The sequence below is a fragment of the Sulfuricurvum sp. PD_MW2 genome (assembly GCF_002633015.1).
In the GTDB taxonomy this organism is placed as follows: Bacteria; Campylobacterota; Campylobacteria; order Campylobacterales; family Sulfurimonadaceae; genus Sulfuricurvum.
The window spans coordinates 20,221-41,861 of record NZ_NSIU01000019.1; the positions used below are offsets into that span (position 1 = coordinate 20,221).

Genomic DNA, 21,641 nt, shown 5'->3' on the forward strand with positions numbered 1-21,641 from the left:
CTTAGGAGATGAGATAATCTTGAAGCGCTTGCGGTTCCATCCAGCTGTCGTCTTGCATATGTCCCATCGCTTCAATCGCCGCGCGAGCTGCACTAAGCGTAGTGAAATATGGAATCCCCATACGAAGAACGATTTGGCGGATTTGCTCAGCATCTTTTTTTGATGTATTGTTGTCCGATGTATTGATGGCTAAAGAGATATCACCATTTTTCATCATATCTTCGATATTCGGACGCCCCTCAGAAATTTTGAGCACTTCCACACACGGAATACCAGCCGCTTCAATGATTTTTTGAGTACCGCGTGTTGCAACAAGGCTGAAACCTTGATTGTGAAGTCCGCGTGCGATTTCCGGCGCATGGACTTTATCCATCTCGATGAATGAGAGGAAACATGTTCCCGACGTCGGGATTTTGTTGCCTGCTGCAAGCTGGCTTTTTGCGAAACTGACGCCAAAGTTTTGGCTAACCCCCATAACTTCACCGGTTGATTTCATTTCCGGAGAGAGAACCAAATCGGCACCGTAGAGTTTATTGAACGGAAATACTGCTTCTTTGATCGCGACGTGACCTTTGAGACGCGGTTTCAGGAGCCCATCTGCTTCCATAACAATGTTGTAATTGTCGTAGTATTTTAAGGCACTGCGTAAACTATCACCGAGCATGACACGCGTTGCAACTTTTGCCAAAGGCATACCGGTCGCTTTTGAAACAAACGGTACTGTACGAGATGCACGCGGATTCACTTCAATCAAATAGACTTCATTTTGATAGATAGCGTATTGGATGTTGAGCAAGCCGATAACACCAAGCCCCAAGGCAATTTTTTTCGTTTGTTGTTCTACTTGCGCTTGAAGCTCACGGCTGAGGCTCACCGGTGGGAGTGAACATGCACTGTCCCCTGAGTGAATCCCCGCTTCTTCGATGTGTTGCATTACTGACCCGATATACACTTCGGTTCCATCAGAAATTGCATCAACGTCAAGTTCAACGGCTTGATCGAGGAATTTGTCAACAAGAACCGGTGAATCGTTACTGACCGATACCGCTACGTCCATATAGGTGCGAAGTTCGTCTTCGTTGTAAACGATACGCATAGCACGTCCGCCTAAAACGTATGATGGACGAACAAGTACCGGATACCCAAGCTCTTCGGCAACGGCAAACGCTTGCTCTTTTGTCATAGCAATACCGTTTTCCGGTTGTTTAAGACCTTGTGCAACAACGAATGCGGAGAATTTTTCACGGTTTTCCGCCAAGTCGATCACTTCTGCAGACGTTCCGGCAATTTTAGCACCGATGGCGTGAAGTCCATTCGCGAGTTTAAGTGGAGTTTGCCCTCCGAAGTGGACGATAATTCCATCCGGCTGCTCCGCTTCTACGATAGAGCGGACATGTTCAAAATCGATCGGTTCGAAATAAAGAACATCGGACGTATCGTAGTCGGTAGAGACGGTTTCCGGATTACAGTTGACCATGATCGTCTCAATGCCCATCTCTTTGAGGGCAAATGATGCGTGAACACAACAATAGTCAAACTCGATCCCCTGTCCGATACGGTTTGGTCCGCCACCGAGAATCATCACTTTTTTCTTATCGCTTTGACGCGGTGCTTGAAGCCCGAGACGAGTGATGTTGGTAGTAGAATACAAATACGGAGTGAGTGATCCGAACTCAGCCGCACAAGTGTCTACCTCATTGTATTCAAATGCAATGGCAAGATTTTTGCGTGCTTCATAGACATCAAGCTCTTTGCAGTTTCCACCGTTTTGGGTGATCAAGCGGGCAATCATTTTATCCGAGAAACCTTCGGTTTTGAGTCGGCGGAGTTGATCTTCGTTGCTGAGTGTCGCAGTAGTGACGTTCGCTTCTTGAGCAATGATCTCTTCGATTTGGGTCAAGAACCAAGGATCGATTTTCGAGAGGTCGAAAATTTCTTCTTTGGAGAGACCCATTCGGAACCCTTGCCCGACATAGAGGATGCGTTCTGCGTTCGGACGGCGGATCTCGTGTTTGACAAATTCGAGATCGGCATCGATAGGATCAAACCCGCTAAGCCCTGTTTCAAGCGAACAGAGTGCTTTTTGAACCGATTCTTTGAATGTGCGTCCGATTGCCATTGCTTCACCGACTGATTTCATACTGGTGGTAAGAGTCGATTCTGCTTCCGGGAATTTCTCGAATGTGAAGCGTGGAACTTTGGTCACGATATAGTCGATGACCGGTTCAAACGAAGCAGGTGTTCCGGTGATATCATTGGTAATCTCATCGAGGGTAAATCCTACTGCGAGCAAGGTTGCCACTTTTGCAATCGGATAACCGGTTGCTTTTGATGCCAATGCGGAAGAGCGTGAAACACGTGGATTCATTTCGATAACAATCATACGACCTGTTTTCGGGTTCACAGAGAATTGTACGTTTGATCCGCCGGTATCGACACCGATTTCACGTAGAATTGCAAACGATGCATCACGCATGCGTTGGTACTCTTTGTCGGTTAATGTCAACGCAGGAGCAATGGTGATAGAGTCGCCGGTATGTACACCCATCGGATCAAAGTTTTCGATAGAACAGACGATGATACAGTTGTCCGCTTTGTCACGGATAACTTCCATCTCATACTCTTTCCATCCAAGCAAGGATTCTTCGATCAGAATTTCGGTGATTGGAGATTCGTCCAGACCGCGTTGCGCGAGTACTTTGAACTCATCGATATTGTACGCAACACCGCTTCCTCCTCCGGCAAGCGTATACGATGCACGGATGATGATCGGAAAGCCGATCGCTTCAGCGGCTGCCATCGCTTCGTCCATATTGTACGCATAGCGGGAGATTGGCAAATCCATACCGATTTTGATCATTGCCTCTTTGAACGCTTGACGGTCTTCCCCTTTTTTAATCGCGCTTGGGTTTGCACCGAGAAATTCTATCCCCTCTAACATCCCTTTTTCATACATTTGCATAGCGGCATTGAGAGCGGTTTGTCCTCCCATGGTCGGGAGAATAGCATCTACGTTCTCTTTTTTGATAATTTCCGCAATGATTTCAGGTTTGATAGGTTCGATGTAGGTACGATCGGCAAATTCAGGGTCGGTCATAATCGTTGCTGGATTCGAGTTGATCAAAACTACACGGTATCCAAGCTCTTTGAGCGTTTTTACCGCTTGAGTCCCTGAGTAGTCAAATTCACAGGCTTGTCCGATAACAATCGGGCCTGATCCGATGAGTAAAATCGTTTTGATGTCGTCGCGTTTTGGCATTAAGACCCCTATCAATAAAAATTTTATTATTATAGACGAGAAGCACTTAAAATCGGATTACAGTGACTACCGTACCTCGGTAATGACATGAAAATAGGCTGGATTTTTGCCGTAAAAGTAGGGTTCCACCACAGCACTTTGGTATCCGCTGGCTTTGGAGATAGAGATCACTTTACCGACTTTTAACCCGGACATAAAGATACGATCCAAGCCGGACGTTAGCACTTCATCTCCGACCGAAATAGGGATCCATGTCGGGATGAATTCGACAATAAGACGGCGTTCATTATTGCCTCGTACGATTCCCGGTGCAAGGGTACTGCCGATGGTTACGGCATAGGAACTTTTGACGTCTCCGTTAAGAAGTCCCAGCGCATGTCCGTTGCTCCCTACCACTATTCCGGCTGTATAGCCACGGTACAAGAGTCCGTAAACTTTTTTCGGATCGAAACGATCCATCTCAATCCATACGCGGTGCGGGTCTCCAAATCGAACATAAGAGAGAGTTCGTGCTAATGCGGTATGCGGATGCGTTGCGAGAGAACTGTTTTGTTCATGCAAAAGCTTTTGATACTCATCGGCTACTTGGTGCAAATTGATAAGTTCTTTTTCATAGTAACGATTTTTTTCTTTTAAAGCTATGATAGTCGCTTGTTGATGAAAATGCTCGTTGATTGCATCCTGGATTGATTCGACCCCATCAAGATAATACGATTTTATAGAATGGGTAACTTGCAGTATCGGTGATTGTAAAAAGTTGGTAAAATAGAGCGTCCCTCCAAGCATTGCGGCAAGGAGGGCTGTTGTGGTAAGAGTACTTTTATTCATTATCGAAGAGTTCGTGAAGTTGGTCGATCTCTTCTAATGCGCGTCCTGTTCCGCGTGCAACACACAATAGAGGCTCATCAGCAACGTAAACAGGGATTTTGATCGTTTCTGAAATGTATTTGTCAAGCTGACGGATCAATGCTCCGCCCCCTGTGAGAATGACACCGTTATTCACGATATCCCCTGCCAAATCCGGCGGCATATTTTCAAGAACATCACGTAGTGCTTCAAGAATCTCTTTGAGCGGTTCGCGCATCGCTTCGCGTGCATCTTCGCTGCTGAGTTCGATTGATGTGAGAAGCCCTTCGACTTGGTCACGTCCGTTAATAATCATCTTGAGCTCTTGGGCTAATGGCATTGCTGTACCGATATTGATTTTAATATCTTCGGCGATACGTTCACCGATGAGAAGGTTGTATTTGCGTTTGACGTAATCCATAATAGCACGGTCAATTTTATCACCTGCAACACGGATAGAGCGGCAGAGTACGAGTCCGCCAAGTGAGATGACACCAATTTCAGTGGTTCCTCCTCCGATATCAACGACAATGTTCCCTTTTGGTTCACGAATATCGATACCTGCACCGATTGCAGCTGCCATCGGTTCATCGATGAGATAGACTTCACGTGCACCGGCACTCATCGCGGATTCACGTACCGCTTTACGCTCTACTTGTGTAAGACCGTAAGGGATACAGATAATGATACGCGGACTGATAAGACTGCTTCGTCCGTGTGCTTTTTCAATAAATTTACGGATCATTTTTTCGGTCATATCGAAATCGGCGATAACTCCATCGCGCATTGGGCGGATTGCTTTGATATTACCCGGTGTTTTTCCCACCATCTCTTTAGCTTCGCGACCTACGGCAAGAACTTTTTGCTGACCGTATTTTTCTGTTTTCACCGCTACAACAGATGGCTCATTGATGATAATCCCTTTGCCTTTTGAGATGACAAGGGTATTAGCTGTTCCCAAGTCGATAGAGAGGTCATTTGAGAACATTCCGATTAATTTATTAAATAGCATTAACTCTCCTATGCGCTTTTTTGTTTTGTTTTTTTGATGTATACAGGTGCAATATTTTCTTCGACTACTTCTTTGGTAATGAGTACCTCGTATCCGCTATACTCAGGAAGCTCATACATGGTTTCGCCCATGGTCTCTTCCATAATGGCTCGAAGTCCCCGTGCTCCGGTTTTACGGGCCAACGCTTTAGCAGCTATAGCGTTAAGCGCTTCTTTTTCAAAGGTAAGCTCGACGTCGTCGATCGCGAAAAGTTTGGTGTATTGTTTGACTAGAGAGTTTTTTGGTTCCGTCAAAATACGAACCATCTCCTCTTCGGTAATTTTGTTGAGTGATGCAATGATCGGCAAACGTCCGATCAATTCAGGGATCAATCCATAGCTGACCAAATCATCCGGTTCGACATTCTCAAAACTATCATCGATATCGGTCGTACTTCGTTTGCTCTGACCGAATCCCATGACGTTGGAGCCTTTTTTGCGTTCTAGGATTTGTCCCAGACCATCAAACGCACCCCCACAGATAAAGAGAATACCGGAAGTATCGATTTGAATGAAATCTTGGTTCGGATGTTTGCGACCACCCTTTGGCGGGATGTTAACAACGGCACCTTCGATAATTTTTAGGAGTGCTTGTTGCACTCCTTCACCCGAAACATCACGAGTAATGGAACGGTTCTCAGACATTCGGGAAATTTTATCGATTTCATCAATAAATACGATCCCTTGCTGTGCACGTTCAACATCCCCATCGGCTGCTTGGAGAAGTTTCGTCAAAATGTTTTCAACGTCTTCTCCTACATAACCCGCTTCGGTGAGGCTTGTAGCATCGGCGATAGCGATAGGGACGTTCAAGACACGAGCAATCGTTTGTGCCATAAGGGTTTTACCGCTCCCGGTAGGCCCTATGAGAAGAACATTCGATTTTGCGATCTCGGTATCATCTTCAACTTGTGTGTGTTTGAAAATACGTTTGTAGTGGTTATATACGGCAACCGATAAAAGTTTGCGGGCTCTGGTCTGTCCGATAATGTATTGTCCGAGAAAGTTATTGAGCTCTTTTGGTGTCAATAACTCAGCATTTGTGTGCTCAACGGCAGATGCATTTTCGCTTTCAGAATCACCGAACATGATCTTATATGCGGAAAAGACACAGTTTTTACAGATATAAACATTTGTACCGGCAATAAGTGGGTTGTGATCGCTCTCTTGAGCATCACAAAAACTGCAATGGCGGTGAATCATGATTGATTCCTTTCGTACGGGATTCCCCGTTTAGTATTCAGAACAAAGGTACAAAGATTTTTAACATATTCACTGGATGCTTCTGCAAGCAACAATGAAGCCTGTTCTTGGAGCGGCAGACCCGATTCAAAAAGATCGCGGTAGGCACTTCGAAGCGCATCGATATCAGATCGGTCAATATGGCGGCGTAAACCGTTTAGATTTAAGCCGCGAAGTACAGCACGATTACCTTCTGCAAGACAATAAGGCGGTACATCTTGTGAAAGTGCCGAAGCACCTGCAATCATTGCATAATCGCCGATTTTTACAAATTGGTGGATAGGTGTCATACCACCGACAACGGCAAAATTTCCCATCTCGACATGCCCTGCCAAAGTCGCTGCATTCGCTAGAATACAATGATCGCCGATAATGACATCATGACCTAAATGGACATACCCCATAAAAAGATTATGATTTCCGACAACGGTTTTTCCGCCGCCGCCGGCTGTTCCCGGATTAAAGAGGGTAAACTCACGGATTTTATTGTGATCTCCAATGATCAGCTCGACTTCTTCTCCGGCATATTTTAAATCTTGCGGAATCGATCCCAATACCGCATGCGAAAAAATATCGTTGAACTCACCGATCGTGGTGTTTCCGTAAATGCACGCACTTGCGGCAATTTTTGTTCCTCGACCTATTTTCGCATTTGCGGAGATAAAACAAAAAGGGCCTATTTCAACGTCTTCGCCGATAACCGCGCCTTCTTCGATCACTGCTAGTGGAGATATTTTACTCATTCTCTCTCGCTTACTTGTCTACGATCATAGCTTTGAGTTCTGCTTCAGAAACAAGCGTATCATCAACGTACGCTTTTCCTTCAAGTACCCAGATAGAACCTTTGTGTTTTACCACATTCATCCGATATTCAAGACGATCTCCAGGGCGAACGGGAGCACGGAATTTGGCACCGTCGATACTCATAAAGTAGACCACTTTGTGTGCCGCTTCTTCTTCGGTCATTTCCATGCTTTCAAATGCCAATATTCCACCTGCTTGTGCCATACCCTCTAAAATCATAACTCCCGGATAAATCGGATGTCCCGGAAAATGACCTTCAAAAATCTGTTCACCGATAGTGATATTTTTGTAACCGATGAGTGACTCGTTCGGGGTCAGCGAAGTAACGCGATCTACCAGTAAAAACGGGAATCTGTGCGGTAAAATTTTTTGAATTTGAACTACATCTATCATATTTTTGGACACCTTGGGTAAAAAATCCCCCAATTTTATCTTAAAAAAGGTTAATAGTTAATAATATCTATTTTTTTGACGAAGCTATTCATCGTGCAATGCATGATTGACAAGCAAATCGGCGACTTCAAAACTTGCGTCGACAAAGGTTAACTCGTTCAAATCCCGCATACTTTTTCTCTCTTCGGCACTGTCGATTTTGATAATAATGTGGGCATTTTTATCGTAGTTGAGAACGGCTTCACTGATGAGACGGCGATTTTGCTCACTGCTCATGGTGATGATGATTGCTTTGGCTTCTTTGACCATCAAAGACTCTAAAACGGGAAGTTTGTTCAAGTGCCCGAAATAGGCCATATAACCAAGTTTTCTGGCATGCAAAACATGTTTGAGGTTATCCGAAATAATGACGAAATTTGAGCCTTTGCTTTGTAAAGAAGCCGCTACAATTTTTCCGAGCATTGCAAATCCGGCCACAATAATATGTCCTTCGCGTTCGATGGGAGTAATGACGTCCGATTCATAAAATTCTTTTTCAAAATAAGAGGAGAGTTTATAGATATTCCCGATGATAAACGGAGTAAGAATCATTGAGATGACACTCACCAAAATCAAAAAACTTGCCATCTCTTCGGAGATCAATTTTTGTGCCCCCGCCAAAGCAAATACGGCAAAGGAAAATTCCCCGATTTGTGCGAGGGAGAGGGCGGTTTTGGCTGAGGTATTTTTATCCGAATTACGTCGGATGATCGCATAGATGACGATTGCTTTAAACAGCATCGCAAAAACAAAAACAAAAGTAATAATATGAATGTTTTGGACAAAGTAGAGGATGTCGATTTTGGTTCCGACACCGAAGAAAAAAGTTCCGAGTAAAAGATCTTTGTAGGTCGAAATATCTGATTCTACTTTTACGCTATAACGGGTGTCGGCAATAATCATACCTGCGATAAACGCTCCCAAAGAGTAAGTAAATCCCATCGTATGAGCAAGTAGCGCCGTACCGATCAAGATGGAAAATACTGAACCTAAAAAAAGCTCTTCAAGTTCTGTTTTTGCGGAAAATTGGAGTAAAGCGTTGACAATTTTATCTCCGATGGTAAACATAAAAATAACGACAAACAGTGCCGAAAGAAAGGTTTTGATCAATACTTCTCCCAACGAGAGGGTATCGTTGGATAAAAAGGTGATGAGCAATAAAATCGGAATCACTGCGAGATCCTGAAAGATCAAGATACCCATCGATTTTTGTCCGTAGGGAGTATGAATGTCTTTGGACTCTTTGAGATACGTCAAGACGATAGCGGTGGATGAAAGGGAAAATGCCAATGAAATGATGAGTGAGGTATTGATATCGAGATGAAAAAGATAGTGAGAGAGTATAAAGATGACAACAACGCTGAATACGACTTGCAACACGCCGTTTGTGATAAGAATCTCTTTCATCTTTTTGATTTTTTCGATGTTCAGCTCTAAACCGATCGTAAACATCAAAAATACAATACCAAACTCGCCGATGAAATTGAGTGAATCGTTGCTGGCACCGTTGAACCCAAAAAGGGTACTGATAATAATACCCGTCGCGATATAGCCGATAATGTGCGATATCCCGAAGCGTTTGAGGATGATGTTAAGCACGGTTGCAATGGCTACGGTTAAAAAGATTGAAAGTAATAGTGTTTCCATAGAGATATTATAGTGCAAAGGATTATCGTAGAGGTGGTTAAAAAGTAAGCTGTTTGAATGTTTTTAAAGGGTAATGAGCCGCTCTTTTGTATCTTCATACGTTTTTGTTTCTAATATAAGTGTGAGTTTGCCTATCGGTATAGTATCGACAATGATTATGGCTGAAGTGCTAAAAGGTGTTTTCACCAGTTGGGAGCGAAGAGAGAGCTCATCATCCAGACTAAGGGGATTAAACATCAATTCTTGGGTTGAACGGTAGTGTGTCGCGCAAAGGGTATTGAATGTTGCAATGGTGATGAAACGGACTTCGTCACGGTTGAGAAAATGTTGATCCTCTATCGACAATTCAATCGTGCCTTGGGTTTGCGGACGGCTGATGGTTGAATAAAAAAGGGGATAGGAAGGGACAACACTATCTCCTACCTTGAGAGATGAGCGGATCAAACGGTAGTTTAAAAACCGCTCTTTGAGTATACGGTAAGGAGTGTTAGACTCTTCGAGCTCATTACGCAGTTGGTAGAGTTCCAAACGTTCTTCAATCGAGGCGGGGAGAATTTGGGCATTGATAGGCGAGAACATTTCATCCATCAGTTTTTGTTGTTGTTCACGTTGCATGTCAAGTCCGAATAGACAACCGCAATAGTCCTGACGATAGAGCTGCTGTTCTTTGCTGACTCTCCCCTGATCCGCAGTTCCGTTGTTTTTGCGATAATCAAACGCGATGAATTTGACCCCGTGAGACGCTTCAAATGCTTCTCCGCTTCGGATAAGCTGCTCTTGGGATTTTTTTGGGCTCACAAGGAGAGTTGTTGTCATTGTCTTCTCGCCAAGTTCAAGCGCTTTTTGCGCACTCACTTCAAAACGGCGGTCAAAACACACTTCGCAGCGTGATCCCTTTTCGGGCTCTTTTTCCAATCCTCGAACGGCATTTAGCCAGTTTTCGAAATCATAGGGACCTTCGATCAGCTCAATACTCAATTTTTTACAGCTGCGCTCAACGTCTAAAAGTCGGAGACGGTATTCACTATAGGGATGGATATTGGGATCATAGAAGAATCCGATGAGTTTCTCATCGGGATACTCTTGCTGCAGTTTTTCAATAAAGAAATGAGAGTCAACGCTGCAGCAGATATGGACGAGCAAGGGTTAGTTTTTCTCGGCTAGAATTTCAACAGATTCGATTGTATCACGCATAGCGATAGAATCAAGAACCGCCATGGATTCAGTATCATCCGCTTCGATACCGCCAAATACGGTGTGAACGCCGTCAAGGTGAGGAGTACTCACAAAACAGATGAAAAATTGGCTTCCGCCGGTATTTGGCCCAGCGTGTGCCATAGAGAGGGCACCTTTGACGTGACGGTGTTTATTAAGAGCTGTTTCACACGGAATTGCCCAACCCGGACCACCGGTTCCTGTACCGTGCGGACATCCGCCTTGAGCCATGAATCCTGGGATAACACGGTGAAAATTGAGACCGTTATAAAAACCGTCGTTAACCAGAGCTGCGAAGTTTGCAACCGTGTTAGGTGTTTCATCGTTGTAGAGTTTAAGCCACATAACCCCTTTTGAAGTGGTCATTTTTGCCCATTGGTAGCTTGCGAGCTCTTCTGCTGTGGCATTGTAGTTTTTAAGTTCTTTACGTCCGAACATAGTAGTGGATCCTTGATGGAATTTTTGAAATTATAATGGAACAATCTTAACTATCAAAAAGGAATGGGTTATAATGACTCATTTTAATTTAGGGATATTGTTTGGAAGTGTGGCTTCAAAGGCGTTTATCAAGAATTGCACTGCGTGATTTAAATTTTTATACGATTGTATTTATCCTTTTATTTACCGTAGTTTTTTCCTCTCTTCTCATCTATGATGAATACAAAGATTTTTTGAAAACTGCTCAAAACGGGGTAGAGATCGCTAAAGGTGTTCCGTTGAATACCTCTCTTTCTTACCAAGATTTGCCAAAAACACGACTCATTAAAGTCATTTTAGAAATTTCGACGTTGGCGTTGATATTGTTTGGTTTTATTTTTGGTATTTCAAAAGTCGTTAATACGATGCTTGCACGAGATATGAACCGATTTCTGGAGTTTTTTGAATCGGCACATACCCAAGCCGAACTCATTGTTGTAGATGAACTCTATTTTGCAGAATTTAAACGGATGGCAGGGTTTGCCAATGAAATGGCGTTGACCATTTCAGAACAAAAAGAGTCTCTCCAACAGCTCAATATGGGGCTTGAGGAACGGGTTCTCCTAAAAACACAAGCATTGCAAATAAAAAATGATGCGTTGGAAGAGGAGCAAAAATTCTCCCAAGGATTGCTCGAATCTCATAAGCAGTTTATCCGTTATGCAATTCATGAAACCCATACACCGCTTTCGGTGATTATGGCGAATATTGAACTTTTTTCTATGAATGAAGGGCGTAATCGATATCTGGCAAAAATAGAGGCAGCCGTTAAAAATATTTTTAGTATTTACGATGATTTGAGTTATCTTGTCAAAAAAGATCAGATTGATTATCCGAAAAAGGCAATAGATCTCGGAGAATATGTTCAAAAACGGCTTGAATTTTTTGATGAGGTCGCTTTGTTTTCAAACCTGACGTTTAATTATCACAAACCTAAGTTGGTATCGTGGATACAGTTCAACGAGACGAAACTACAGCGTGTCATCGATAATAATTTAACGAATGCGATCAAATACACAAAAAGCGGCGAAGAGATTCGCGTCGGTGTAGAGGGGAATACGGAGGAAGTCGTTTTTTGGGTTGAGAGTCACTCGCAAAAAATTCATGATCCGCAAAAGATTTTTGAGGCATACTACCGAGAACGGAAAAAGACCGATGGCTTTGGTCTTGGGCTGAGCTTGGTCAAATCGATCTGTGATGAAGACGGTGTTGAGATAGCCATCTCTTCGAACAAAGAACAGACTCGTTTTGAATACCGTTTTAAAAAGGGGAGCAGTGAAAATACTTTTGCTTGAAGATGAGCAGATGCTCAGTGAAGCGATCCATGAGTATCTTCTTGCATTGGGGCATAGGGTTACCCTGTTTTATAACGGTAGTGATGCACTTGAACATCTTAAAAAAGAGACGTTTGATCTGCTCATTTTGGATATCAATGTTCCGGGTATCGATGGATTGGAACTTTTAGAAGCATTGCATATCCTAAAAATTCGCACTCCGGCGCTTTATATCAGCGCACTTGTTGATATTGAAGGGATTAGTAGGGCCTATGATTTAGGATGTTACGATTATCTCAAAAAACCGTTTCATCTCAAAGAGCTTGCATTGCGGATTGATAAAGTGATGCAAAACTGTACCATCCCGCAAAGTCACGTAAAGTTGTCAAAAAGTTACGCTTATGATGCCTCGACGTCGACACTTATGTGTGATAACGTAACACAGCCTCTTAGTAAACGCCAACTGCAGATTATTGATCTTCTGTCACGTAACCGTGGTCGTGTAGTCGATTTTGATCAGTTTCGCGCCTATGTATGGGATGAAGAGTACGTGGATAACGCAACGATACGAGCAGAAGTGAGCCGTCTGAAAAAAAGTCTTAAAGAAGACTTCATCCAAAATATCCGCGCGTTAGGTTACATGATCGATATCCCCCGCACTTAAAGTGTTACTTTTTTCTACATTATCTTTTTTTTTACTCTGTTTAATACAATAAATTTTTCTAATTTCACCATTGCTACGTTCATGCTACGTTTGCCTTTCATAATGACAGTGTTAAAAACTTGGTTCAAGGAGTTAAGAATGAGAGGTACAGTATCTCTATCGCTATTAGCATCAGCTTTAGTCGTTAATGCATTTGCAGCAGACGATGTAGCAGGAATGTTTAGCGAAGGAAAAGTAAGCGGACAATTTCGTGAGTTTTCAATCAGTCGAGAAGTTGATGATACTCGCCCTGTGGCTAACAACGATTATACGCGAAAAGCTAATGCTGTTGGCGGATATTTGAAATATGAAACAGGTGCATGGAACGGGTTAAGTTTCGGAGCCGCTGCGTATGCAACGATTGGTGTTCATTTAGGAAACCGTTCAAATGTAAATGATGTTGATCCAACATTGCTTAGTAGAAATAATGAAAATGATATGTATCTTGGTGAAGGATATCTTCAATATAAAAACGGGAATACAACGTTTAAAGGCGGTCGCCAAAAGTTGGATACTCCGATGGCGGGTAGCGATGATGCGCGTATGCTTCCGAACCTTTTTGAAGCGTATGTATTGAGCAATACCGATATTAAAGATACTACTTTAATCGCTGCACATGTCACAAAATTTGCTCAAGGGACATTCGGTCGCGCTTATGCAGCTACGAATCCTGTAGGAATAAATTCAATCCTTAGTGTTACATCTGGATATTCTCTGATTGATTCTCGAAATCAAACCGGTACATTTACTGATATGGGTAAATATGCTATTGGTGAAAATACGGGTGGAGTTAGTGTAGCAGCCGCTATTTATTCAGGTATCCCTGGATTAAAACTTCAACTTTGGGACTATTATGCGAATGATATTCTTAATGCTGTATATGCTGAAGCAAATTATGGTTTTTCAATGGCTAACGGTGTAGCACCATATTTTGGTGTGCAGTGGATTAATGAACGAGATATCGGTTCAAATAATGTCATTAGTAAAGTCGATAGTGATTTTATTGGAGCAAAAGCAGGTATCAAAGTAGCTAATTTTGATCTTTCATTGGCAGCTTCTCATAATAGCAAAGATGCAAATGCAGCAGCTAATGGTGGGACTATTTCTCCATGGGGTGGTATGCCGGCATATACCCAAGGTATGGTGACACGTCATCAGTTTATGGCGGGAACCGATGCGCTTAAAGTCGCAGCAAGTTACGACTGGAAAAACTTTGGTCTAAATTTAAATACCGGAGTATATTACACCGAATTTGATATGGATAAACTAAACGGGTATTCAACAAACTATGCTTGGACAGCAAAAGAGTCAGGATTTGATATTATTTTCAATCCTCAAGCTGTCAAAAATTTGCAATTGCGTTTACGTGCAAACTATGCGGATGATTTTTATCAAAGCTCAACCGGTTCAGTTAGCTGGGATGAATATCGCTTTATCGCAAACTATAACTTTTAAAGGAGGCTTAGTATGAAACAAGAGATGGTAGATGCTATCAAAAATGACCCGGATTATATTAATCTGGTCAAAACACGTTCTAGTTTTGCGTGGACATTGACGGTAATTATGTTGGTGATCTATTTTGGATTCGTTTTGACGATTGCATTTGATCCAAAACTTTTGGGAACACCATTATCAGCAGGATCGGTAACGACAATCGGTATTCCGATCGGTATCGGTGTTATTGTAAGTGCGTTTATTTTGACGGGAGTTTATGTCCGTCGTGCGAACGGTGAATTTGATGAATTGACCGCTAAAATCAAATCAAAAGCAAAGGGAGAGTGATGAAAGCGTTACTTTTAGCTCTTTTCTCAGCTGCTGCGTTTGCCGGAGAGGCACTCAGCGGTGCGGTAGAAAAACAGCCGCTTAATATGTCGGCAATTACGATGTTTCTTATTTTTGTTGCGGCTACATTGGGGATCACCTACTGGGCAGCTAAACGTACTAAAACGGCAAAAGATTTCTATACTGCAGGTGGAGGAATCACAGGATTCCAAAACGGTATGGCGATCGCGGGTGACTATATGTCAGCGGCTTCGTTTTTGGGGATTTCAGCACTCGTTTATACAAAAGGGTATGATGGATTGATCTACTCAATCGGGTTTTTGGTTGGTTGGCCGATTATCTTGTTCATGGTAGCAGAGCAGCTTCGTAACCTTGGAAAATATACGTTTGCGGACGTTGCATCGTATCGTTTACGTCAAACACCTATCCGTACATTGGCGGCATTTGGTTCTATCTTGACCGTTATTTTGTATTTGATCGCTCAAATGGTTGGAGCAGGTAAATTGATCCAACTTCTTTTCGGTTTGGATTACAACGTAGCTGTTGTATTGGTCGGTGTATTGATGATCCTTTATGTAACATTCGGTGGAATGTTGGCAACAACTTGGGTTCAAATCATTAAAGCGTTCTTGCTCCTCTCAGGTGCAACATTTATGGCAATTGCGGTTATGGCTCACTATAACTTCAATTTCGAAACATTGTTCAGTACAGCGGTTAGCATGAAAGATGCTTCTATCATGGCTCCGGGTAAATTGGTAAGCGATCCGATTTCAGCGATTTCATTGGGGATTGCGTTGATGTTCGGTACGGCGGGTCTTCCGCATATTCTTATGCGCTTTTTCACCGTTAGCGATGCAAAAGAAGCACGTAAATCGGTTTTCTATGCAACAGGATTTATCGGGTATTTCTATATTTTGACGTTCATCATCGGTTTCGGTGCGATCGTTATGGTATTCCAAAACCCACAATATCTTGACCTTGCAAAACAAGCGATTGATGGTGGTTCACCGATCCTTGGTGGTGACAACATGGCGGCAATTCACTTGTCTCATGCAGTAGGCGGCGATTTCTTCCTAGGATTTATCTCTGCGGTAGCGTTTGCAACGATCCTTGCGGTTGTTTCAGGTCTTACATTGGCGGGTGCATCAGCAATTTCACATGACTTGTATGCAAGTGTAATTCGTGCAGGACGTGTTGATGGAATGATGGAGATGAAAGTTTCTAAAATTGCTACGGTTGTATTGGGTATTATCGCGATCTATCTTGGTATTATTTTTGAAAAACAAAACATTGCGTTCATGGTTGGATTGGCGTTTGCGGTTGCTGCAAGTGCGAACTTCCCTATTTTGTTCCTTTCAATGTTCTGGTCAAAACTTACTACACGCGGTGCATTCATCGGTGGTATGATCGGTCTATTGACGGCAGTTATTCTAGTTATTCTTGGGCCAATGGTTTGGGCAGAAATTATCAATGGGGATGCGCTTAAAGCAGCTGTAGCTGCGGCTAAAGCTGCGGCAACGGCTTCTGGTGCAACTGGAGCTGAAATTGTTAAAGCAGGTGATGTAGCGAAAGCAGCGTTTATTAAAGAAACGGCGATCTTCCCATATCAGTATCCGGCATTGTTCTCTGTAACGGCAGCGTTCGTAAGTATCTGGTTCTTCTCAATCACGGATAAATCAGATAATTCGAAAAAAGAGATCGAAGCATTCGAAGCTCAAAATATCCGTTCTCAAACCGGTATCGGTGCAGAAGGTGCTGTTGAGCACTAATGATTGATCTGTCCTTCGGGACAGATGTACGAAATTTTAGGAGTCACTTTTGAGTCTGTTTGACCAAAAAACACTATTGATGTCAATCCATCCTTTTGACCTTTTGGGTGAGAGGATGATTGAGAAACTGATGACCCAGATGGATATTGCCTATTATCCTAAAGAGACGGTTCTAATCAACCCTCGGGTTAGGGCGGAATCGCTCTACATCATTATCAAAGGTATTGTCAACGAAAGTATCGACGGTGAACTCCAAAATGTATACGGGGAGCGTGACAGCTTTGACGCGAACTCCCTGATATATGGAAACACCCAAAGCACCTTCAGCGTCGCAGAAGATCTTATCTGTTACGAACTCCCCAAAGAATCTTTCCTAAACCTTCTCCAAGATGTCGAATCGTTTCAAAACTATTTTATGCAGGATTTTATTACCAAGCACCAAAACCTCAAAGAACGTCAGCACCAAAATGAGTTGACTCCGTTTATGGTTGCGCGTGTGGATGAAATCTATCTCCATACTCCGTGTATGGTTGATGCTTCGATGCCAATCAAAGATGCATTGCGTAAAATGGCGGATCAAGACGGTAATGTCATTTTGGTCAATGATAGCGGAAATATGGGGATCGTGACCGATACGAATTTGCGAGAAAAGCTCCTTTTGAGCGATAAAAGCCGAAATGATCCGATCGGAGAGATAGCAACGTACGGGTTGATTACGATTGAGAAGCATGATTTTCTTTTCAATGCACTGCTTCTTTTCACAAAGCATGGAATCAAGCGATTGATTGTTGTCGAAAATGATCAAATTGTAGGAATCCTCGAGCAACTCGATTTGCTCAGCCATTTTGCCAACCATACCCATCTCATTGCTGCATCGATCGATCGTGCCATGAGTGTGGATGAGTTGCAAAACGCACAGCGCTCGCTCACCCATTTGGTTCGATCCTTGACTACCAAAGGGGTGCGTGTACGCTACGTTTCAAAGCTAGTGACCGAGCTCAATGCCAAAGTCTATCGCAAAGTTTTTGAGATGGTTGTCCCTGAAGCGTATCAAAGCAAATGTGCATTGATTGTCATGGGATCTGAGGGGAGAGGTGAGCAAATACTTCGAACCGATCAAGATAACGCGCTGATCGTCAAAGACGGCGAAAATGTTGAGGTGTTTGAACCCTATATGCTTAAACTCAATGAGTATCTTCTTCAACTCGGATTTCCAAAATGCAGCGGTAACGTGATGGTTTCAAACCCATATTGGCGCAATACTGTCTCCGGATATCAGAGTAAAATCGAAGGTTGGACACAGACCTTGAGTGAAGAAGGGTTGATGGGGCTCTCCATTTTCCTCGATGCTCATTGTGTCGCCGGCGATTCGAAATTGCTAGACGATTGCCGAACCTTTTTATTCACTCATTTTGAAGGGCGCAGTGATATTTTAGCCCATGCGACGAAAGCGGCATTGGCCTTTGAAACTCCGCTAAGCCTTATCGGCGGATTTGTTTTGGGACGCGCCGAACACGGCAGTGAATTTGATATCAAAAAAGGGGGAATCTTTGCAATCGTTCACGGTATTCGTATGCTCTCACTTGAACATAAAATCGAACATACCAACACCACGGAGCGAATCAAAGAGTTAAATAATCTTGGATTATTTGATCGGGTTTTTGCCAATGAATTGATCGAAGCGTATGATACGCTTCTCAGTATCCGTTTGCGGTTTATCCTTGGTCAAAAACAAGGAAGCAACGAACAAAATTACGTCAATCCGAAATTGTTGAGCAAAGCTGAGCGGGATTTATTGAAAGATTCGTTTAAAATCGTCAATAAATTCAAAAAATTCCTAACCTACCATTTCCATTTAGGCATGGTAGTCTGATGTTTGAGCGTTTCAAACGTAATTGGAATCGTCGGGGACTCAAAGACGAAACCTATGCGTGGATGTTTGATCCGTATGAGGGAGATGAAGTGGTAGTATTCGATACCGAAACCACGGGCTTGAATACCAAAAAAGATGCAGTACTCAGTATCGGTGCGGTAAAGGTCAAAGGGGATCGGATCCTGACCTCTGAGAGCTTTGAAATTTTTTTAAAACCGGACAAAGAGATCAGTGCCGAGAGCATAAAAATTCACCATATTCGTCCTTGCGATTTGGAAAATGCCATTGAACCCTTGGAAGGGGCAAAAAAGTTTCTAGATTTTATCGGAAATAGACCTTTGGTAGGGTATTATTTGGAGTTTGATATGGCGATGATGAATCGTCTGATCAAACCGTGGCTGGGATGTGAACTTCCCCACAAACAAATTGAGGTTTCAGGTCTGTATTTTGACAAAAAAATAGAGCTGATTCCCCAAGGAAATGTTGATTTGCGTTTTGACTCTATTTTGCGGGATTTAAAGATTCCGAAGATGGGTCAGCACAACGCATTAAATGATGCAATTATGACCGCAATGGTCTATATAAAATTACAACACACTATAAAGTTAAACTAAACACAAGGAGCCTTAATAATGAGTGATATCGTAAAACCGACTTTTCAGCCGAACCGTGAGTTTGCTAAAGCTGCCCGTATTAAAAATATGTGTGAATACCATGATTTGCAAACATGGGCACAAGAAGATTATGAAGGATTCTGGGGGCATTTCGCGTCTGAGAAAATCGACTGGTTTTCACCGTACACCCAAGTGCTTGATGAGAGCAATGTCCCTTTTTATAAATGGTTCGTAGGTGGTAAACTCAATGTTGCTCACCAATGTATCGACCGTCATTTGAATTCACGCAAAAACAAAGCTGCGATCATTTTCGAAGGTGACCGCGGCGACAAACAAATCATTACGTATCTCGAACTTTATTACAACGTTAACAAATTTGCAAACTTGTTGAAAAATGAATTCCATGTCAAAAAAGGTGACCGTGTTGTTATCTATATGCCGATGATTCCTGAAGCGGCATACGCAATGCTCGCATGTGCACGTATCGGTGCGATTCACTCTATCGTATTTGGCGGATTCTCTGCAGAAGCGTTGAAAGACCGTATCGAAGACGCGGAAGCAAAAGTGGTTATTACTGCTGATGGTGCATTCCGTAAAGACAAACCATACATGCTCAAACCGGTTGTTGACCAAGCGATCACTGCTAATTCTCCGGTTGAAAAAGTGCTTGTTGTCGAGCGTAACAACGAGGATATCACTTGGGTAGCAGGACGTGACTACTCTTATAACGAATTGATCAAAAATCAATCGAGCATCTGTGAAGCCGAAGTTATGGACGCGGAAGATCCGTTATTCCTCCTTTACACTTCAGGTTCAACTGGAAAACCAAAAGGGGTTCAACATAACTCTGCTGGATACATTCTCTGGGCTCAAATGACGATGGAATGGGTATTCGACGTTAAAGAAAACGATACCTACTGGTGTACTGCTGACGTAGGCTGGATTACCGGACATACGTATATCGTATACGGACCGCTTGCAATGGGTGCAACAACCGTTATGTTCGAAGGCGTACCGACCTATCCGGATGCCGGACGTCCATGGAAAATGGTTGAAGAGTACAAAATCAACCAATTCTACACCGCTCCAACTGCGATCCGTGTATTGCACAAAACGGGTGAAGATGAGCCTGCGAAATACGACCTTAGCAGCCTAAAAGTTCTCGGAACTGTTGGTGAGCCGATCGACCCACCGGCATGGAAATGGTACTACGAAGCTGTCGGCGGAAGCAAATGTGCGATTGTTGATACTTACTGGCAAACAGAGACGGGTGGACATATCGTTTCTCCGTTACCGGGTGCAACACCGATCAAACCTGCATGTGCTACATTCCCGCTTCCAGGTATCATGGCTGAGATCCTTGATCCGCAAACCGGTGTCAAAGTTGCAGCAGGAGAGGGTGGTTATATGTGTGTAACACGTCCTTGGCCATCAATGATCCGCGGTATCTGGGGCGATCCTGAGCGTTTCGTAAAATCGTATTTCGGTGATGTGAAAAAAGACGGTCAACCGGTATACTTCACAGGTGACGGTGCAATCTATGATGAAGAGGGATACATCACGATCACAGGACGTACCGATGATGTTATCAACGTATCCGGTCACCGTATGGGAACGGCTGAAGTTGAAGCGGCATGTAAAAAACATCCGAATGTTGCGGAAGTAGCGGTTGTCGGTAAACCACACGATATCAAAGGTGAAGGAATCTTTGCTTATATCGTTCTCAAAAGCGATGACACTGTCGGTGAAGAGATGGAGATGGTCAAAGAGATCAACAAAGTGATCATGAAAGAGATCGGTAACATTGCTATTTGTGATGACATCGTTTTCGTACCGGGCTTGCCAAAAACACGTTCAGGTAAAATCATGCGTCGTATCCTTCGCTCTATCGCCAAAGGCGAAGCGATCACTCAAGATATTTCAACACTTGAAGATCCATCAATCGTTGCGACAATCGAAGCGAAAGTTAAAGGGTAACTTTTACCATCTTTCCCGTCGTCCCGCACTTGATGCGGGATCTATCTTTCTAATCAAACTTAACTATTTCCCTCCAACATGTTATAATACTCCATCGATGCAGGAGTGATAGAATGCAATCATTAACCCTTAATTTCCAAAATCCGCAAATATTTGATAAGTTTTTATGGTTGTTGGATCATTTTAAAAAAGATGGCGTAGAAGTCGTTTCCAAAGATGATATTGATGATTTGAAGCTATTAGCAAAAACACGTGAAGAAGAGAGTATCCCTTTTGAGGACTATTTTAAAGATGCGCATTGAGATTCGCAAAAGTGCGATCAAAGACCTCCAAAAAATCAATGAACCTTTCAAAAGAAAACTTCACGAAAAAATAATTTCTCTTAAAAATTTCCCCGATGTTTCCAATATCAAAAGGCTGACCAATTTCGAGCCTGCCTATCGTCTACGAGTAGGTGATTATCGAATTTTATTCGATGTGATCGAGGATACGATTTTTATCGGTCGTGTATTGCATCGGCAAGAGAGTTATGAATAACAATTTGAGAAGGAGCTTTTTGTGTCAGTTAAAAAATTATTGATTCTATTGATTGTTTCGTTTTTACTTTTAGAATTATCTGTTCTGATAACAAATTTTTATTTTTTTCATTGGGAATTAAAAGAACATAAAGTTGATGC

19 protein-coding genes are annotated in these 21,641 nt (G+C 42.9%); 10 read left to right on the top strand and 9 right to left on the bottom strand.

Annotated features, from left to right (window positions below; genetic code table 11):
* Position 1 precedes the first annotated feature (1 nt).
* The 9 genes from carB to CJD30_RS08865 form a co-directional block, all read right to left on the bottom strand.
* Positions 2 to 3,259 carry a carbamoyl-phosphate synthase large subunit gene (carB, locus tag CJD30_RS08825; protein WP_294918417.1) on the bottom strand — a complete coding sequence of 1,086 codons (3,258 nt, stop codon included), beginning with the start codon at positions 3,257 to 3,259 and terminating at the stop codon, positions 2 to 4.
* A 66-nt stretch (positions 3,260 to 3,325) separates the two neighbouring features.
* Positions 3,326 to 4,087, bottom strand: coding sequence for a rod shape-determining protein MreC (gene mreC, locus CJD30_RS08830; protein ID WP_294918419.1), 762 nt, complete (start codon positions 4,085 to 4,087; stop codon positions 3,326 to 3,328).
* Entirely contained in the window at positions 4,080 to 5,117 is a 1,038-nt protein-coding gene (locus CJD30_RS08835; protein WP_294918421.1) for a rod shape-determining protein, read from the bottom strand. Before CJD30_RS08835 ends, mreC begins: the two co-directional genes overlap by 8 nt.
* Before the next feature lie 8 nt (positions 5,118 to 5,125).
* On the bottom strand, positions 5,126 to 6,358 hold the full coding sequence (clpX, locus tag CJD30_RS08840) for an ATP-dependent Clp protease ATP-binding subunit ClpX (RefSeq protein WP_294918422.1): 1,233 nt from the start codon (positions 6,356 to 6,358) through the stop codon (positions 5,126 to 5,128).
* Positions 6,355 to 7,140, bottom strand: coding sequence for an acyl-ACP--UDP-N-acetylglucosamine O-acyltransferase (gene lpxA, locus CJD30_RS08845; protein WP_294918423.1), 786 nt, complete (start codon positions 7,138 to 7,140; stop codon positions 6,355 to 6,357). Before lpxA ends, clpX begins: the two co-directional genes overlap by 4 nt.
* Before the next feature lie 10 nt (positions 7,141 to 7,150).
* Complete coding sequence (fabZ, locus tag CJD30_RS08850) at positions 7,151 to 7,594, bottom strand: 3-hydroxyacyl-ACP dehydratase FabZ (RefSeq protein WP_294918424.1); 444 nt, start codon at positions 7,592 to 7,594, stop codon at positions 7,151 to 7,153.
* Positions 7,595 to 7,678: 84 nt separating this feature from the next.
* Positions 7,679 to 9,280: a cation:proton antiporter gene (locus tag CJD30_RS08855; protein ID WP_294918425.1), complete on the bottom strand. Its 1,602-nt coding sequence runs from the start codon at positions 9,278 to 9,280 to the stop codon at positions 7,679 to 7,681.
* Positions 9,281 to 9,343: 63 nt separating this feature from the next.
* Complete coding sequence (locus CJD30_RS08860; protein WP_294918426.1) at positions 9,344 to 10,423, bottom strand: epoxyqueuosine reductase QueH; 1,080 nt, start codon at positions 10,421 to 10,423, stop codon at positions 9,344 to 9,346.
* Between the two features lie 3 nt (positions 10,424 to 10,426).
* Positions 10,427 to 10,933, bottom strand: coding sequence for a peptidylprolyl isomerase (locus tag CJD30_RS08865; protein ID WP_294918427.1), 507 nt, complete (start codon positions 10,931 to 10,933; stop codon positions 10,427 to 10,429).
* 233 nt (positions 10,934 to 11,166) lie between these two features.
* Between CJD30_RS08865 and CJD30_RS08870 the strand changes: the two genes are divergently transcribed.
* From CJD30_RS08870 to CJD30_RS08915, 10 genes are all read left to right on the top strand, one after another.
* Complete coding sequence (locus CJD30_RS08870) at positions 11,167 to 12,267, top strand: HAMP domain-containing sensor histidine kinase (RefSeq protein ID WP_294918428.1); 1,101 nt, start codon at positions 11,167 to 11,169, stop codon at positions 12,265 to 12,267.
* Positions 12,248 to 12,910 (top strand): response regulator transcription factor, encoded by a 663-nt coding sequence (locus tag CJD30_RS08875; RefSeq protein WP_294918429.1) that lies wholly within the window; start codon positions 12,248 to 12,250, stop codon positions 12,908 to 12,910. The genes CJD30_RS08870 and CJD30_RS08875 overlap by 20 nt, the downstream gene beginning before the upstream one ends.
* A 138-nt stretch (positions 12,911 to 13,048) precedes the next feature.
* Entirely contained in the window at positions 13,049 to 14,404 is a 1,356-nt protein-coding gene (locus CJD30_RS08880; RefSeq protein ID WP_294918430.1) for an OprD family outer membrane porin, read from the top strand.
* 12 nt (positions 14,405 to 14,416) lie between these two features.
* Complete coding sequence (locus CJD30_RS08885; RefSeq protein ID WP_294918431.1) at positions 14,417 to 14,731, top strand: DUF485 domain-containing protein; 315 nt, start codon at positions 14,417 to 14,419, stop codon at positions 14,729 to 14,731.
* Positions 14,731 to 16,500, top strand: coding sequence for a cation acetate symporter (locus tag CJD30_RS08890; protein WP_294918432.1), 1,770 nt, complete (start codon positions 14,731 to 14,733; stop codon positions 16,498 to 16,500). Before CJD30_RS08885 ends, CJD30_RS08890 begins: the two co-directional genes overlap by 1 nt.
* 49 nt (positions 16,501 to 16,549) lie before the next feature.
* Complete coding sequence (locus CJD30_RS08895) at positions 16,550 to 18,373, top strand: putative nucleotidyltransferase substrate binding domain-containing protein (RefSeq protein ID WP_294918433.1); 1,824 nt, start codon at positions 16,550 to 16,552, stop codon at positions 18,371 to 18,373.
* The gene (locus CJD30_RS08900) at positions 18,373 to 18,987 is read left to right on the top strand and encodes a 3'-5' exonuclease (protein ID WP_294918434.1); all 615 of its coding nucleotides are present in this window, start codon (positions 18,373 to 18,375) and stop codon (positions 18,985 to 18,987) included. The genes CJD30_RS08895 and CJD30_RS08900 overlap by 1 nt, the downstream gene beginning before the upstream one ends.
* Before the next feature lie 18 nt (positions 18,988 to 19,005).
* Positions 19,006 to 20,964: an acetate--CoA ligase gene (acs, locus tag CJD30_RS08905; RefSeq protein WP_294918435.1), complete on the top strand. Its 1,959-nt coding sequence runs from the start codon at positions 19,006 to 19,008 to the stop codon at positions 20,962 to 20,964.
* A gap of 113 nt (positions 20,965 to 21,077) precedes the next feature.
* The gene (locus CJD30_RS08910; RefSeq protein WP_294918436.1) at positions 21,078 to 21,266 is read left to right on the top strand and encodes a hypothetical protein; all 189 of its coding nucleotides are present in this window, start codon (positions 21,078 to 21,080) and stop codon (positions 21,264 to 21,266) included.
* Positions 21,256 to 21,501: a type II toxin-antitoxin system RelE/ParE family toxin gene (locus tag CJD30_RS08915; RefSeq protein WP_294918437.1), complete on the top strand. Its 246-nt coding sequence runs from the start codon at positions 21,256 to 21,258 to the stop codon at positions 21,499 to 21,501. Before CJD30_RS08910 ends, CJD30_RS08915 begins: the two co-directional genes overlap by 11 nt.
* The last annotated feature ends 140 nt before the right edge of the window (positions 21,502 to 21,641 follow it).